We start from the raw sequence: 16917 nt of genomic DNA, 5'->3' as shown, positions 1-16917 counted from the left end.
ATCCTTCGGAAGTATCCTCAGGATGACGAATCGTTAATTATTTTCTTCTCTGGCTTTTCCGGAACCGGATCATGTCCATCGCCGCCCCAGGGGTGACACCGGCCAATTCTCTTAATTCCCAGCCAAAATCCTTTTAATGGTCCCCATTCCTTCACAGCATCAATCATATACTGAGAACAAGTGGGGGAGTATCGGCAGCTACTTCCCAACCATGGAGAAATAGCAAGCTGATAAAAACGTACAAGTCCGATGAGTAACTTGCTGAATATGGTTTTCAGCAGGTTCATCAGTCAATTTCGAAGGAAGTACCTTCTTTTCCATCCATGAGCTGTACGCCAAGCTCTTTCAGGTCATCCCGGACTTTATCCGAGAGTGCAAAATTCTTGTTTTCTCTGGCTTCTTTTCTGATTTCGATAAGAAGTTCCACAAGTCCTTTGGTCAATTCCTCATTGCCACCGGCGTTTTCCTGCGGCCAGATACCAAGTACATCATCAACCAATGTTTTGATCACAGACTTAACTTCTTCTATATTTGAAGGAGTCTTCTGGTCGTTGATCAATTTTCTGAGTTCTTTCAGTTTTTCAAAAACAACTGCAATTGCTTTTGCTGAATTGAAATCATCATTCATTACTTTCTCAAAAGAGGACTTAAAGCCTTCGATATCGAACGATTCTCCGGAAGCATTTTCTACTTTCTCAATAGTTGAGATCATTGAATGAAGATTCTTCAGCCCTGTTTCTGAAGCTTCCAACGCATCTTCAGAAAAATCTGTAGTACTTCTGTAATGACTTTGAAGCAAGAAGAATCGGATTACCTGAGAATCCCATGCTCTGGTTAAAAGCTTGTGTTCTCCAGTAAAAAATTGATGGAGGTTGATCGCATTCCCTAATGACTTACCCATTTTTTGTCCTTCAAGGGTAACCATGTTATTATGCATCCAGTACTTTACAAACTGAGAATCATGTGCACATTCTGATTGTGCGATCTCACATTCATGATGCGGAAATTGATTCTCTAATCCACCACCGTGGATATCAAAGCTTTCACCTAAATATTTGGTACTCATAGCAGAACACTCAATATGCCATCCGGGATAACCAACTCCCCAGGGAGAGTCCCATTTCATTAAGTGATCATCTTCAGCTTTTTTCCAAAGAGCGAAATCAGCTGGATTCTTTTTGTCTGAAGCGGTTTCTACACGAGTACCGGATTCAGCTTCGTCAGTTTTTCTGCCACTGAGTTTTCCATAATCTTCATCAGAATGCACATCAAAATAGACGTTGCCATCTACATTGTAAGCGTGTCCTTTTTCAATGAGTTTCTGAACCATAGCAATTTGCTCAGGAATATGTCCGGTTGCACGTGGAGCAATATCAGGGCGGAGGACATTCAAAGCATCCATATCACGGAAATAAGTGTATGTGTACTTTTCAGCGATTTCCATTGGATCGACTTGCTCTAAACGAGCTTGCTTACCAAGTTTGTCTTCGCCTTCTTCACCGTCGCCAACTAAATGTCCTACATCTGTAATATTCTGAACGTAGCGAACTTTATAACCGAGATAACGCAGGTAACGCAAAACCAGATCAAAAGAAACATAGCTCTTGGCATGACCGAGATGGGCATCACCATAAACGGTTGGACCACACACATACATCCCCACAAACGGAGGGTTTAGTGGCTCAAAGTCTTCTTTTTTTCTGGTAAGTGTATTGTAAACTTGAAGTTTTTGTTCAGACAAAACAATCAGAGTTCAGTTTCAGTTTTGATGAAATCAATGAATTTTCTTTGAGTGGCTTCTTCTTTAAAAGCACCTCTGAATTCGGTAGTAATGGTGCTGCTGCTTACATCACGAATTCCACGGGTTGATACACACAAATGTTTACTGTCGATAAAAACAGCTACATCATCGGTTTCCATTGCTTCAGAAAGAGCATCGGCAATTTGTAGCGTCAAGCGTTCCTGAACCTGTGGTCTGCGTGAAAAGTAATCTACCAGACGATTTATCTTGGACAACCCGATCACTTTTCCTGATGCAATATAAGCTACATGAGCCTTGCCGATAAACGGAAGAAAATGGTGCTCACAGAAAGAAGTCACCTGAATGTTCTTCTCCATCACCATATCGTTGTAATCGTAATTATTACTAAAGGTGCGGGCTTCAGGTTTGTTTTTCGGATCAAGTCCGTTAAAAATTTCTTTCACAAACATTTTAGCAACCCGATATGGAGTTCCTTTAAGGCTGTCGTCATTGAGATCTAAACCAAGAGTTTCCATGATCTCTTTGAAATGATCCTGAATGATGTCGATTTTTTCTGAATCTGAAAGATCAAAAGCATCATCACGGAGCGGAGTAAGTTCTGAAGTACCAATGTGCGCTTCGCCAAGGTCTTCAGCGGTAATTTTGTCTAAGTCTAAGTTATCCAAGTGTAAAGGGATTTTCTTTATTGATTATTAAGCCGTTTAGGTTGCTTAAAACCGAATTTTAAAGTTAAGGGTTCCTGTGGTTAATTACGAATAGTTGAATTAGGAATAATTGAGTAATTGGGAATAAGTAAATATGGGAATTAGGAATTTGTGTAAATGGATATTGGCTATTCCCTGATGGAAGTTGGATATTCTGAAGTCTAACATCTTATATCTAAAATCTAACTACTATAAAATATGATAAAACACATTGTAATGTGGAAACTGAAACCGGTTGCTGAAGGGAAAACCAAACAGGAAAACGCTGAGATCATGAAAGAATTACTGGAAGGATTACCTGCAAAAATCGAAGAATTGGATTCGGCAGAAGTTGGGATCAATATTTTGAGTGGTGATGATGAAGCTATTTGTGATGTAGTTCTGACAACGATTTGTAAAGATGCGGAAGCTTTAAATGCGTATGCAGAACATCCTGACCATCAAAAAGTAGTCCAGTTTATTAAGAAGGTGGTGAATGAGCGAAGAGTAGTTGATTATGTATAAAAGTGAAAAGTGAAAAGTGAAGCGAGAACTCAACACTAAAAACTCATAACTCATAACTCATAACTCATAACTCATAACTAGAATGGAACCTGTTGAATTGCCTATTGACGGAATTTTAGACCTGCATCTTTTCAGTCCTAAAGAATTGGGAGACTTGATTCCGGATTACATTGAAGCTTGTTTAGAGAAAGAGATCTATTCCATTCGGATCATTCACGGAAAAGGGAAGGGGGTGCTTCGCAGAACGGTTCATAGTTTGTTGGATAAAAATGAGTTTGTTGTTTCCTATCGTTTAGCGGATGACAGAAGTAGTTGGGGAGCTACATTGGTGGAGCTTAAAAATAGTTAATAGTTATTTGGGAGTAGTGGTGAGCAAAAAACTAATAACCAATAACTATTAACTTTGGTTAAACCTGTAATCTTTAAAAAATAGGGTCCTTAAATTTGAAAAGTGATAACTATCTAAATCTATCCAAAGTTGAAGAAATTATTTGAAGAACATATAGCTCGTATTGACAGAAAGATCGAGTTGTATACTAAGTTGAGCAGTAGAATATCAGGAGCACGGTTAACTATCTTTATGTTGACTTTGCTTTTCGCTTTTCTGGCAAGTGGTCGTTTACATGATTTAGTTTATTCGGTGATCTTGATCGGAGCAGTAATTGCATTTCTGAATCTCATGGGCAGACATAAAAAAGTTGAGCAATTCATTGAGAAACTTGGGTTTCTGAAGCAAATCAAGAAAGAGCAAATTGCACGTCTGGAACTGAACTGGGATGGAATACCCTTCAGAAATATAAACAGAGATAAATATTTGAACCATCCTTACTCCCAGGACTTAAATATAATCGGGAAAAGATCATTGTTTCAGTTGATGGATACATCGATCTATGAAGGCAGTTCAAATGTGCTTTCCGGTTTGCTGTTGAATCAATCCAGAGAAGTAGAATCAATAAAAAAACGACAGCAATTGATACAGGAATTAGCTCCACTGCAATTATTCAGAGACAAACTGAGAGTAGAGGCTTTATTTACTAAAAGTAAAACCGGTAGATATGAATGGAGTATGGAGCAAATGTTGGACTGGCTCCGACTTCCAAAGAAAACGGGTTTTATTCTTCCCCTAGTAATCATGGTTATTCTTTCGGTATCAAATGTGACACTAGGAATTTTAGCAATGGTCGGTAAACTCAGCAGTGTATATGTTGTGATCTCGTTTGTCAGTTATCTTACCGCTCTTAAGTTTACCAGTGATAAGGTAAAAGGATTGTTTGACGCTGCGTTCCAAATGGAAAAGTTATTAGGAAGCTTTAGTAATATTCTGAGTCATGTTGAACGATTTAAAGCGAGTGATGACAAAGAAATATCACAATTCTTAAAAGTATATCAGAAAGAGGATGAAAAGCCGTCTGTGATCCTGAAAAAAGTGAGGAGATTTGCTATCGCAGCCTCTGTACAAAAAAATCAGGTATTAGGTCCGCTTATGAACTTAGTTATTCCCTGGGATCTGTATTTTTCGATGCGTTTGGAAAACCTTAAAGTGGAACTGGAGCCAAAAATCACAAAATGGCTCGATAAATTTTACGAACTTGAAGCCTTAAATTCGATGGCTAATTTTGCTTTTCTTAATGGCGATTATTCTTTCCCAACATTCGATAAAGATACCGGGGCTTTGTTTAAAGCAGAAGAACTTGGTCATCCGTTGATTCCTGAAGACCAAAAAGTAGCTAACGATTTCGAAGTGTATCCAGGAAAAGATCTGTTTTTGATAACAGGCTCGAATATGGCCGGTAAAAGTACATTCCTCAGAACGGTGGGAATCAATTTAGTTTTGGCTTATTCCGGAGCGCCTGCAAATGCTAGATCATTAAACACAGGTTTATACAGAATCTTTACCAGCATCAATGTGAATGATTCGCTGGGTGACGGTTTGTCTCATTTTTACGCTGAAGTAAAGCGTCTTCGGGAATTACTGGACGAGCTAAACAAAGATGAAGATCAGCCATTGTTCTTTTTTGTGGATGAAATCTATAAAGGCACAAATAACAAAGAGCGTTACGCCGGTAGTGCAGCTTTTCTAAGGGAAGTAGCGGGGAAGAATGGAATTGGAATGGTTTCCACACATGATCTGGAACTTGCTGATCTGGAATCTGAAATCGAGGCATTGAGCAATTGGCATTTCGTGGAATCTATAGAAGGTGGAAAAATGAGTTTTGAATACAAGCTGAAATCAGGTCCATGTCCAAGTACAAATGCTCTGGAAATAATGAGAATAGAAGGGTTGCCTGTATGATAGCTTTTAGTACTTAGTATTTAGTATCGAGTTACTAAATACTAAGTACTAACAACTCGATACTAAAAAACATGTAACCTTTCCCAAAACTGTAAGTAGGTAGAAGCTGAACCTAAACTTTTATTTGTAATGACATTTTTTCGCGCATCAATTCTATTTCTCGTATTTCTGATCTTTGCTTGTACAACAAACCATGAAAAATATACCTTTGAATATGCGGAGTCGGAGGATCTTGGGTTTTCACAATCAGGATTGGATTCTTTATCTGCTTTTTTAGAAGACAAAGGCTCATCATCCATGATCTTAATGATTGATGAAAAGATCGTTTTTGAATGGGGTGATACCGAACAAGTTCATACGATTCACTCAATCAGGAAATCAATGCTGAATTCCATTTTTGGAATTGCTGTACATGATGGTTTGATAGATACCAATGCTACACTCTCTGAACTTGGAATCGATGATATACAAGGGTTAACTGAGCTAGAGAAAAGTGCACGGGTCGCAGATCTGTTGAAATCAAGATCAGGAGTTTATCATTCTGCAGCTGCCGTTTCTGAAGGCATGCTAAGAGGGAAACCGGAAAGAAATTCTAAAGAACCCGGATCTCATTATTACTACAACAACTGGGATTTTAATGTGCTGGGATATATTCTGGAAGGGAAAACCGGAGAAAGTATTTTCGAATTATATAATGAACAGATTGCAAAACCATTGGGTATGCATCATTTTGATGGGCGTTATGAGTCTTTTGATGCGGATACCATTCAAAATGAATATGATTTTAAACTACCTTTAACGGGTGGATTCTATCAGTACGAAAGATCTAAATCAAAATATCCGGCGTACCACTTTAGGATGTCTGCAAAAGATATGGCGTTGTATGGACAACTTTATTTGAACAAAGGAAAATGGAACGGTACTCAGATCATTCCGGAATCCTGGATAGAAGAAAGCACAAAACCACATTCCATTTATAATGAACGATTTGGTTTAGCTTACGGAATGCTTTGGAATGTTCTTGCGCCAACAGAAAACAGATCAGGCGGTTCTTTTTATCATACAGGAACAGGAGTTCATATGCTCGGAGTGTACCCGTCTTCAAAAATGGTGCTTGTTCACAGAGTAGATACAGAAAAAGAATACACCTTTACCGGAAATGATCTGCTTACAATGATAGATCTGGTTTTTGAAGCTAAACTTTAATAACAAGTCCGGATGAGTTTGAAATAATTATATAGGAGGGGTTGCCTGTTTGATTGTTTTGAGTACTTAGTATTTAGTATCGAGTTGCTAAATACTAAGTACTAAAAGTTCGATACTAAAAACATGTAACCTTTCCCCAAATACCAAGTGTAACTAACAGAACACGAAACTTCGGGCATTGAGACGGTAAATAAGTGAACTCAACTACAGATAAAGCTTTAATGATGAAAGTGAAGGATGGAGACCTGGATAAACTGGGCCTTTTATTCGAACGCTACAATCGACCGCTTTACAGTTTTTTTTACAAGAAAACGTTTCAAACCGATGTGAGTGAAGATCTTGTTCAATCGGTGTTCGAGCGCATGCTCAAATATCGAAGCACCTATTCAGGATCAGGGGCATTTACAACATGGATGTTCAGCATAGCTCGTAATGCGCATATTGATCATTATCGCCAAAACAAAAAGCATAATGAAAAAGAAGAGCTTGATGAAGATCGAATGGGTGGTGCCTCTCCTGAATTTGGTGAAATGGACGAGCGAACAAAACGAAAGAAGATACTTGAACAAGCACTCGATCAACTTGATGAAGATAAAAAAGAAGTGGTGATCTTAAGCCGGTACGAAGGTTTAAAATATGCAGAGATCGCCGAGATCCAGGGAGTGACCGAAAGCGCAGTAAAAGTAAGATTCTTTAGGGCAATGAAAGATTTAAAAAACATTGTACACACATTAAGTGAGGAATACAGTGATGAATAAAAAATATGAAGAACTGATCGCCGAATATTTGAACGGCGAATTAGATGAACAAGAAACAGCAAGAGTTGAAGCTCTTATTGCCGGCGGTGAGATTGATATGATCGATTTTAAGGCGATGGAACAATTACACAATGAGTTGGAAATAGTTTCTACTCCGGAGCCATCTTCGGAAATGAGTGATAGGTTTTATGCGATGTTGGAAGAAGAAAAAGCTTCCGCCAAACCAACGTTCAATATTTCAGAAAAGTTGAACGAACTGTTTGCAGCATTAACAATGCCAAGATTGGCATATGCCTTTGTGCTGTTGATAGTCGGTGGATTTATCGGTGCACAAGTAGGCAGCAACGATTCTCAGATCAATGAATTAACAGACCAAATGCAGGATATGAGAGAAATGATGATCGTTAGTATGCTGGAAGGCGCATCCACAACAGACCGGTTAAGAGCGGTGAATATAAGTGCAGAATTACCGATAGCTGATGAAAAAGCGGTAAGAGCTTTGTTATTCACACTCAATAATGATGAAAGCGTGAACGTAAGAGTTCAAACCATCGAAACCTTAAAGAAGTGGGGTGAAGATGAGACTGTTCGCGAAGGGTTGGTTAGCGCCATCGGAGCTCAAAACTCTGATGTGGTGATCATTGCCTTGGCAGATGCCATGGTTGAAATGGGATTACAAAACTCAAAGTCTGAGTTTGAAAACCTGATACAGGAAAGAAATTTAAACATCAATGTAAAAGAGAAACTGGAAAGCACCATTGCGTCGCTTTAAGGAAGGAAGAATTATGAAAAAGATCATAGGAATACTATTGGTTGGACTATTAACAGTTCAGGTAACGGCTCAAAATAAAAGAGTAACTGAAGGCATCGACATTCAGATCAAAAAAAGCGCATTGTCATCCATTGATGGGTTTATCATAAAAAACATAAATGGTGATCTGAAAGTATCAGGTTATGACGGAGATGAGATCCTTATTACAGGCTCCAAAACCATCCGAAAGAAAAGAGGAGAGCTGGACCAAAAAACCATAGACGAGATCTACCTTCGCCAGGAAGAGCATGAAGGAAAAATTTATGTATATGTTCAGGCTCCCGGAGTTGAAGTAAAATTCAGAGATGGGAAAATGAGACATTCCATGAACTGGAATCGAAACAGATGGGATGATTACGACGAGATTCACTTTGAATTCAATATCGAAGTAAAGATGCCGGAAAGCATGATGGTAAAAGCATCGACTGTAAACGGAGGAAAGCTCATCGTTGAGAATATGATGAATGGAGTGGACGCCGGAAATGTAAACGGAGATGTAGTTTTAAAAGAAGTGGCGGGTAAAACTAATGCTCATACTGTAAATGGAGATATTGAAGTATATTTTGCTGAAAGCCCGACAGATGATTCACGATTTAATACTGTAAACGGAAGCATGGAAATTTATTCCCCAAATGATTTAGGAGCTGTAGTAACTTTTGAAAGTTTACACGGTGATCTCTATACAGATTTTGAACAAGTAACTCGACTTAAAGCCCAATTGAACAAGGAAAAAGACGGAAAAGGTTACAGATATCGTATCGGTAAATCCACTCCAATCCAAATTGGAGACGGTGGTGCAAAAATGGAATTCGAAACGGTTAACGGAAGTGCCTACATCCGAAAAAGAAACTAAAATCAAGAAATAAGAGAATCATGAAAAAAATAATAATTACCCTATTTAGTGCATTGCTTGTGTTGATTGTATCAAATCCTTTAACAGCTCAGGATGATATAACTGTTCCTTTATCCAAACCCGGACAAAAGGGCATGTTGCGAATCGATCTGGTTTATGCTGACGATATAATAGTACAAACGCATGATCGTCAGGATGTTATCGTAAAATATAACGGTGATGACGACGACGATAACTGGAATAATCGTAAAAATGGTTTGAGGAGAATATCATCAGGAGGTTTAAGCCTGGAGATCACAGAAGACAATAACGTGGTTAAAATAAATAGTCAGCCACAACACAATGACCTTGAACTAACCGTCTACGTTCCCAAAAACTTTTCTCTAAAACTGAATGCTGTTCATGGTGACGTGGAAGTAAGAGGTCTGGAAGGGCAAGTGGAGATCGAATCTGTAAATGGTGACGTAGAAGTAATGGATATATCCGGCTCGGCATTAGTAAACAGTGTAAACGGAGATATCGAAGTCAGTTTTGTAAAGATCGATCCCAATGCACCAATGTCGTTTACAGGTGTAAATGGAGATATTGAGATCGCATTACCTGAGAGCGCTAAGTTCTCAGCGAAAATGAAAACAGACTGGGGAGATGTGTATACCAACTTTGATATGGATATCGAACGTAACCCAACGGATACTCAAGTCTCGTCTAAAAAAGGTCAGTACAAAGTATCTATTAATAAATGGGTTTACGGTACAGTTAACGGAGGAGGTCCTGAATATTTATTCAAAACACTCCATGGAGATATTTCAATTCGTAAAAACTAGTAAATCAGAGTAACGAATTAAAATTACGCTCGTCTAACTATCAGAGTTTAATAAAAATACTGCAAATCGTTTGGAGAGAATGATTTGCAGTTTCTTACCAAAGCCTTAAAACACTACTGTCATGCGGAAATTTACCATTACCTTACTATTGCTATGTCTAAATTTTGGAGTTCAAGCACAAGAAAATGAGCCGGAAGAAAGAGAAGAACTGAGAAGCATAAGTCTTAAAAAAGATAATATAGACTATCGTTTCGGATACGCACAGAATCCTACAATGGAAGCTGTAAGAATTTCCGGACAAAATATTCAACTGGATGGGGTACTTAGTGAAGCTATTTGGGCCACGGCTCCGGTAGCCACGGGTTTCACGCAAAGATCTCCACGTGACGGAGGAAACCCATCCCAGAAAACAGAAGCGAGGATCTTATATACAGATAATGAAGTTTATGTAGGTATAATGGCTTATGATACATCTCCTGATTCCGTGATTGCCTCATTATTCAGAAGAGATGGAAATGAAACCAGTGACTGGGTGTATGTGAGTTTAGACAGTTATAATGATAAGCGAACTGCTTTTACTTTTGCAGTAAACCCACGAGGTGTTCAAAAAGATATCCTGTATTTTGATGACAGAGGCGAGGATGTGTTATGGGATGCCGTTTGGGAAGCTGAAGCAAAGATGGTTGAAGGTGGCTGGTCTGTAGAAATGAGAATCCCAATGTCACAATTACGCTTTAGCTCCAAAGATGATATAAAATCATGGGGAGTTAACTTTCAACGGAGAATAGCGAGACATCAGGAGTATAATTATTGGGCACCAACTTCACAATCTGCTTCCGGTAGTGTTTCTTTATTCGGACGATTAAATGGTATCAGAGATCTGGAAGAGCCCAGAAGATTGGAAATCACACCTTATGTATCATCCGTTTTAGAAAGAGCACCCGGTAATCCAAACAACCCATACTATAATGAAAATGAATTGGACGCCAATATTGGTGGAGATATTAAATATGGTGTTACTTCTGATCTGACATTGACAGCTACCATAAACCCCGACTTTGGACAGGTTGAAGCAGATCCGGCTACAATAAATCTTTCTCAATTCGAACAGTTCTTCTCAGAAAGAAGACCATTTTTCTTAGAAGGAAATGAGATATTCAGATTTGGGGGCACAAAGTCATTTAACAATTACGGTAATCCGAATACTTTTTACTCAAGAAGGATAGGCCGTTCTCCTCAGGGTAATTTATCAGAAGCTAATCGGTTTAGTGGAAATAATTTATATGATCCCTCTCAAACGAATTCAATTTTTACAAACACACCTAATCAAACGAAAATTCTAGGAGCTGCTAAATTAAGTGGTAAAACAAAGTCGGGTTTATCAGTTGGAACTCTTTATGCAAGAACATTGGAAGAAAGATCAAATTATACGGCAAATCTGGATAATGGGAATACCACAAAAGGTAATTTTATAGCTCAACCTTCCAATAATTTCCTTGTGAGCAGATTAAAGCAGGATTTTAACAGTGGGAATACTGTGGTAGGTGGGTTCTTTAGTGGAATGAATCGGGATATTGATGGAACCTATTTTGAAAACAGACTTCATAATTCAGCGTTTATTACCGGAGCCGATTTTGAGCATGGTTGGAATGACCGTTCATGGATCGTGAGTGGTACGGCATCAGTTAGTTCTGTATTCGGTACAACCGATGCGATCACAAGAACCCAGAATGCTCCTCAAAGATACTATCAAAGAATAGACTCCGAGGGTCTTTCCGTTGATACCAATAAAACGAGTTTGAATGGATTAGCTTCAGAGTTGAGTTTACAAAAAGCGAGTGGGGAACACTGGACATGGTCTGTAACCGGATCTATGGTTACTCCGGGTTACGAAACGAATGATATTGGTTTTCAGAACAGAGCGGATTACAGGGCTGTGTCAACGGGGATTCAGTATCAGGAAAACGACCCCAAATTCTTACAGTTTATTAATTTATGGAGCTATACAACTCACGCATGGAACTTTGATAACGATCTGATTTCTCGTGGTTATAATGCAGGTGGGTATTTCCAATTTAAAAACCTGTGGTCTTTCAATATAAATGGTAATGCAAACTTTGATACTATTTCAGACAGAGTAACCAGAGGTGGGCCAACTTTTCTAATGCCCGGAAGCTGGAATTTTAACTTCAATATTAATTCGAACAGTTCAAAGAGATTGTCAGGTGGAATAGGGCAATTTCACAGAGAAGACAGGGTAGGAGAATACGATCATTATTTCTGGGGGTATTTGTCTTACAGACCTACAACATTTATTCAGATTTCAGTTGAACCTGAGTTTGGTTATCAAAATGATGTGGATCAATTTATTCTTATCAGGGAGCAATCTGAAAATGCTTTAGATGAGAATCAAACGTTTGGAAACAGATATGTATTTTCTGATATAAAACAGACTGATTTCTCTACTTCACTTAGATTGAACTGGACATTTAATACTAAGATGAGTTTGCAAACTTATATAAGGCCATTCATTGCATCAGGTAAATATTCAAAACTTAAAGAGTTTAACAACCCTGGCGGTTTCGGTTTTGATGTATATGGTGAGGATAAAGGTTCGGTTACTCAAAACGCTGACGGAAGCTATAGCATTGACCCCGACGGAGCCGGTGGTGAAGATGAGTTTACGGTAAGACCGTTAGATTTTAACGTGTCATCTCTGCAAGGTAACGCCGTATTCAGATGGGAGTACAGTCCCGGGTCGACTTTCTTTTTAGTGTGGCAACAACAAAGAAGTGGATTCAGACCTAATGGTGAATTTAATTTTGGAAACGATTTTGGGAACCTGCTAGATCCGGAGCCAACCAATGTATTTTTAGTTAAATTTAGTTATTGGTTCGGTGGGTAAGCTACTTACTTATTGATATCGGATTTTGTATTTTGGTAAAGTAGTTTAAATATGAAATTAATTTTATCGTAAATGCAAAATCAGGTTCAAAATCTTACCGCTGAAGAAGTAAAAAGTATACAGACAAGTTTTGTCAACAAAGTATATGTCTGGATGGGACTGGCTTTAACCATCACCGGAATTGTAGCAATGAGAGTTGCAGATTCGGGTACATTTATGGGGATGTTTACCGGCGCTTCTAGTGCAATGCCGTTTTATATACTCATTGCTATTGAATTGGGGCTTGTTTGGTGGATGGTGTCCAGAATAGATTCAATGAGCTCGGGTTTTGCCACAGCTTTATTTATTCTATACTCTGCGTTAAATGGAGTTACTTTATCAGTGCTATTTTATGTGTACACCAGTGCGTCCATTGCTTCCACATTTTTTATTACGGCCGGTACTTTTGGTATTTGTAGTGCTTATGGATATTTCACAAAGAAAGACCTGACTTCAATAGGTGGATTTCTATTTATGGGATTGATTGGGGTTATCATAGCAACCATCGTTAATATTTTCTTGGCCAGTTCAACCCTGTATTGGATCATTAGTTATGCAGGTGTAGCCATTTTTATTGGTTTAACAGCTTACGATACTCAAAAGATAAAGAATATGAGCCTGGAGTTAGATGCAGATTCTGAGCAAGGTAAAAAGGGTGCGGTGATGGGAGCTTTAGCTTTGTACCTGGACTTTATAAATATGTTTATTTTTCTGTTGAGAATTTTTGGAAGCAGACGATAAAAAGTTTCAGATTTAAAGCCCTTTTTAAAGGGCTTTTTTTTGATATGAATATCGGTTCCTAAAAAAGTAATCGAATAATTTTCTTAGAACATTTGTTGGTCACACTCTCAAAGAAAATAGATTGTGTTTATTATGTACATATGTATTTGAATAACTCGAAAAGCGTATTTATCGGGTTTTATAGTAAAAAAAGGGTCTCAATTTTGTTCTAAGAAGGTTTCAGTGTTTTCTATCAAAAAATGTTATCCGATCACTAATTTTTTTTAACAATAAGTTTTTTTTATTAAAATGTTAACTCAATGAAAAAAGCCCTTCCAAGGGAAAGTTTTCTTTTATTCAATTTGAAAATATATGGGTTTAAAACAGCTACTACTTCTTTTAATCTTTACTTTACTTTCATCAACCCTTTTTGCTCAATCAGGTAAGATAAATGGATTCATTAAAGATTCATCCGGTGAGCCTTTACCGGGAGCAACGGTTGTAATTGAAGGTACTTTACAAGGATCAGCGGCTCAGGCAGATGGGTTCTATCAAATTCTGAACGTTAAGCCGGGAACGTATACATTAAAAGCTACCTACATTGGTTTTGCTCCGGTACTGATCGAAAACGTTGAGATCAATATTGATCTTACGACCAATATCGATATTACAATGAGGGAGGAGACTTTTCAAGGTGAGGAAATTGTTGTAATAGCAGAGCGCCCGGTTGTTCAAAAGGACGTTGCTTCAAGTCAGTCTAATATAAGTAAGGAAAGTCTGGATGCACTACCTATAACAAGTGTAACAGCTGCGGTTGGTTTACAAGCCGGGGTTGAAGGATTGAGCGTTAGAGGTAGTGGAAGTGATGAAGTATCCTTTAATTTAAATGGATTTACATTACGTTCAGAAAGAAGTAACTCTCCATTTACAGGAATAAGTATTACTTCAATTGAAAATGTTCAGGTACAAACTGGTGGTTTTAGCGCAGAGTATGGAAACTTAAGATCCGGTTTGATAAATGTAACTAGCAAAGAAGGAGAAAGAGACCGTTACACCCTTGATGGTTTAGTTAGAATTACTCCTCCCCAGCAAAAAAATGTAGGTCAATCTGTTAACGACCCAAATTCTTATTGGTTAAGACCTTATTTAGATGATGAAGTGGCTTGGACGGGAACCGATAATGGAGCTTGGGATTCTTATACCCAAGAGGAATATCCAAGCTTTCAAGGATGGAATGCTTTTTCACAGTCTACACTAGCTAATAATGATCCTAATGATCCTTCTACCTATGATGATGATCTTTCCCCAGAAGCAGCACAACAGGCTTTCTTATGGCAGCATAGAAAGAATTTTGCAATTTCAGATCCTGATTATGAAATAGATTTTACCTTTGGAGGCCCTGTTCCATACATTAGCAAAAGATTTGGGGATCTGAGGTTTTCAACTTCTTTTAGAGAAACTCAAACTATATATATGGTTCCGTTATCTCGCGATCGATACAAGCAAACAACTTTTCAAAGTAAAGTAACGAGTAATGTCGCTTCAGGGATGAAATTATCTATTGACGGACTTTACAGTAGGGAAACAGGAACATCAGCAAGTCAAGCTGGTAACCCCGGATTCTTTGTTTCTCCATCTGGTATTGCGTCAAATATGGATAATGTAAGTTTCATTGAATCAAGAATTTTTGCGACAGATTATTGGGCGCCAACGGAGCAAACTACTTTTAACTTGGGTGCTCAATTCACGCACTCCATTTCGAATACTACTTTCTACGAAGTAAAGGTCAATAATTACATTTCTACAAATTCTACCAACCCAAGTGCTTTAAGAGATACATCAGATGTAATGTTCTTTGGTGGAGTTGGATTTGATGAAGGGCCATATGGCTTCTTTGATGAAACTTCATTTGGTTTGGCTTCAGGAATGAGGATGGGAGTAGGTATGAGTACAGCGAGGGATAGTAGTGAGGTTTCTGTATTAAGTGCCAGCTTTAAAATTACAAGTCAGTTAGACAGAGTAAATGAAGTAAAAGCAGGATTTGAGTTCATCCGAACTAACAGTATGGTGAACTATGGCTCATTTGATAAAGTGTTACCTTCCGGTAGAACAAGGTCAGTCTGGAATACTACCCCTATCAGAATGGCAGCTTTTGTTCAGGATAAGTTGGAGTTTAATGGTATGATCGCAAATCTTGGATTACGATTAACCTATTCTGATCCTAATATAAGTTGGTATGATTACGAACCATTTACCGATCTGTTCGATACTGGAAATGCATCAGCATTAGATACAGCAGCAACATCAGATGTAAAACCACAAATTATATTACAGCCAAGATTAGGTGTATCATTCCCTATTACTGAACAGAGTAAATTTTTCTTCAACTACGGTCATCAAGTTCAATTACCTGATCCTGAAAACCTCTATTTAACTCGAGTAGAGCCTTTTACAAATACAGTAGTAAGAGTGGCTTCTCCTAGTAATAAGCTTCCAAGAACAGTTAGTTATGAGTTGGGCTATGAGCATAATATTCTCGAAAACTATTTAGTTAGAATAAGTGGTTATTATAAAGACTTAAGTGATCAACCAATTCAAGTTGGATTCACAAGTAGAGATAACAACAGTTACACGGTAAGCAGACCTTTTCAATATGAAGATATTCGTGGGTTTGAATTTACTTTCCGAAAACAAAGGGGAAAATATTTCTGGGGAGAAGTAAACTATACCTATAGTATTGCTTCAAGAGGTCTGTTTGGTACTCTGGAAAACTATGAGAACCCATTCGATCAACGTAACTACGAAAGAACAACCAGCGATAATGATATATTCCGACCTGTTCCACAACCATTTGCAAGATTGCAATTATACTTACAGTCTCCGAGGGATTTTGGACCGGAACTATTAGGGACAAAACCATTAGCTAATTGGCAGATTGTACCTCTTGTTTCCTGGAGAGCCGGTGCTAAAATAACCTATACTGGTGGTGGTTCCATACCGGGAGTTATAGATAATTTACAGCTTAGAGATTCATGGGGCACAAGCTTAAGAATCACTAAGGATATTAGATTAAATAGTGGAAGTTCGGTTAAGTTCTTTGCAGATGTCTCAAATGTGATCAACAGAAGAGACTTTAATCCATATAATTCCGGATCTATTGACGGTACTGACTTTTTAGATTACATGGGTTCACTTCACCTCCCTAAAGATGTTTTAGACGAAATAGGACTATTGAATCAAAGAGTTCCGGGAGATGATAAGCCGGGTGATTACAGACCGGCAGATGTAACATATGTTCCTATTGAAGTGGCAACAACGTTACCTGCGAGTGGAAATACAAGAGCTCTTTATTATAATACTACAGAAGGTAAATATTATCAGTGGGATGGGGGTGCATTTGTTGATGCAGACAGCAAATATGTAAATAAAGTATTAGATGAGAAAGCATATATTAATATGCCAAATCAAAGATTTTTTAATTTCTTAGATCCAAGAACAATAAGATTTGGAATCAGATTTTCATTTTAAGAGTAGTTCG

General features: G+C 38.1%; 14 protein-coding genes. 11 read left to right on the top strand and 3 right to left on the bottom strand.

The annotated features are described in order from the left end of the window. Positions 1–17: 17 nt before the first annotated feature. From yidD to folE, 3 genes are read right to left on the bottom strand one after another with little or no spacing between them, the layout of a single operon-like run. The gene (gene yidD / locus A8B79_RS01910; protein ID WP_066217313.1) at positions 18–287 is read right to left on the bottom strand and encodes a membrane protein insertion efficiency factor YidD; all 270 of its coding nucleotides are present in this window, start codon (positions 285–287) and stop codon (positions 18–20) included. Next, positions 287–1741, bottom strand: coding sequence for a cysteine--tRNA ligase (gene cysS / locus A8B79_RS01905; protein ID WP_066217311.1), 1455 nt, complete (start codon positions 1739–1741; stop codon positions 287–289). The genes yidD and cysS overlap by 1 nt, the downstream gene beginning before the upstream one ends. A gap of 5 nt (positions 1742–1746) precedes the next feature. Next, on the bottom strand, positions 1747–2427 hold the full coding sequence (gene folE / locus A8B79_RS01900; protein WP_066217309.1) for a GTP cyclohydrolase I FolE: 681 nt from the start codon (positions 2425–2427) through the stop codon (positions 1747–1749). Positions 2428–2664: 237 nt separating this feature from the next. Here folE and A8B79_RS01895 point away from each other — a divergent pair, with 237 nt between their 5' ends. The 11 genes from A8B79_RS01895 to A8B79_RS01845 all read left to right on the top strand — a co-directional run bounded on the left by A8B79_RS01895 (position 2665) and on the right by A8B79_RS01845 (position 16907). Beyond that, entirely contained in the window at positions 2665–2970 is a 306-nt protein-coding gene (locus A8B79_RS01895; protein ID WP_066217306.1) for a Dabb family protein, read from the top strand. 82 nt (positions 2971–3052) lie between these two features. Continuing rightward, positions 3053–3319 carry a Smr/MutS family protein gene (locus A8B79_RS01890; protein ID WP_066217302.1) on the top strand — a complete coding sequence of 89 codons (267 nt, stop codon included), beginning with the start codon at positions 3053–3055 and terminating at the stop codon, positions 3317–3319. Positions 3320–3448: 129 nt separating this feature from the next. After that, entirely contained in the window at positions 3449–5263 is a 1815-nt protein-coding gene (locus A8B79_RS01885; RefSeq protein ID WP_066217300.1) for a MutS-related protein, read from the top strand. 129 nt (positions 5264–5392) lie between these two features. After that, the gene (locus A8B79_RS01880; protein ID WP_066217298.1) at positions 5393–6469 is read left to right on the top strand and encodes a serine hydrolase domain-containing protein; all 1077 of its coding nucleotides are present in this window, start codon (positions 5393–5395) and stop codon (positions 6467–6469) included. Between the two features lie 194 nt (positions 6470–6663). Continuing rightward, on the top strand, positions 6664–7227 hold the full coding sequence (locus A8B79_RS01875; RefSeq protein WP_082894028.1) for an RNA polymerase sigma factor: 564 nt from the start codon (positions 6664–6666) through the stop codon (positions 7225–7227). Then, positions 7220–7999, top strand: coding sequence for a zf-HC2 domain-containing protein (locus A8B79_RS01870; protein WP_066217293.1), 780 nt, complete (start codon positions 7220–7222; stop codon positions 7997–7999). Before A8B79_RS01875 ends, A8B79_RS01870 begins: the two co-directional genes overlap by 8 nt. Before the next feature lie 13 nt (positions 8000–8012). After that, positions 8013–8891 (top strand): DUF4097 family beta strand repeat-containing protein, encoded by an 879-nt coding sequence (locus tag A8B79_RS01865; RefSeq protein ID WP_153038324.1) that lies wholly within the window; start codon positions 8013–8015, stop codon positions 8889–8891. Positions 8892–8911: 20 nt separating this feature from the next. Continuing rightward, a complete protein-coding gene (locus A8B79_RS01860; RefSeq protein ID WP_066217288.1) occupies positions 8912–9715 on the top strand; it encodes a DUF4097 family beta strand repeat-containing protein in 804 nt (267 codons plus the stop codon). A gap of 121 nt (positions 9716–9836) precedes the next feature. Beyond that, on the top strand, positions 9837–12620 hold the full coding sequence (locus A8B79_RS01855; RefSeq protein WP_066217286.1) for a DUF5916 domain-containing protein: 2784 nt from the start codon (positions 9837–9839) through the stop codon (positions 12618–12620). Positions 12621–12692: 72 nt separating this feature from the next. Then, positions 12693–13400: a Bax inhibitor-1/YccA family protein gene (locus A8B79_RS01850; RefSeq protein ID WP_066217284.1), complete on the top strand. Its 708-nt coding sequence runs from the start codon at positions 12693–12695 to the stop codon at positions 13398–13400. Between the two features lie 351 nt (positions 13401–13751). Further along, entirely contained in the window at positions 13752–16907 is a 3156-nt protein-coding gene (locus tag A8B79_RS01845; RefSeq protein WP_066217282.1) for a TonB-dependent receptor, read from the top strand. Positions 16908–16917: the final 10 nt, after the last annotated feature.

Source organism: Balneola sp. EhC07 (genome assembly GCF_001650905.1).
Lineage (GTDB): Bacteria > Bacteroidota > Rhodothermia > Balneolales > Balneolaceae > Balneola.
This window is presented reverse-complemented; position numbering and strand designations above follow the sequence as displayed.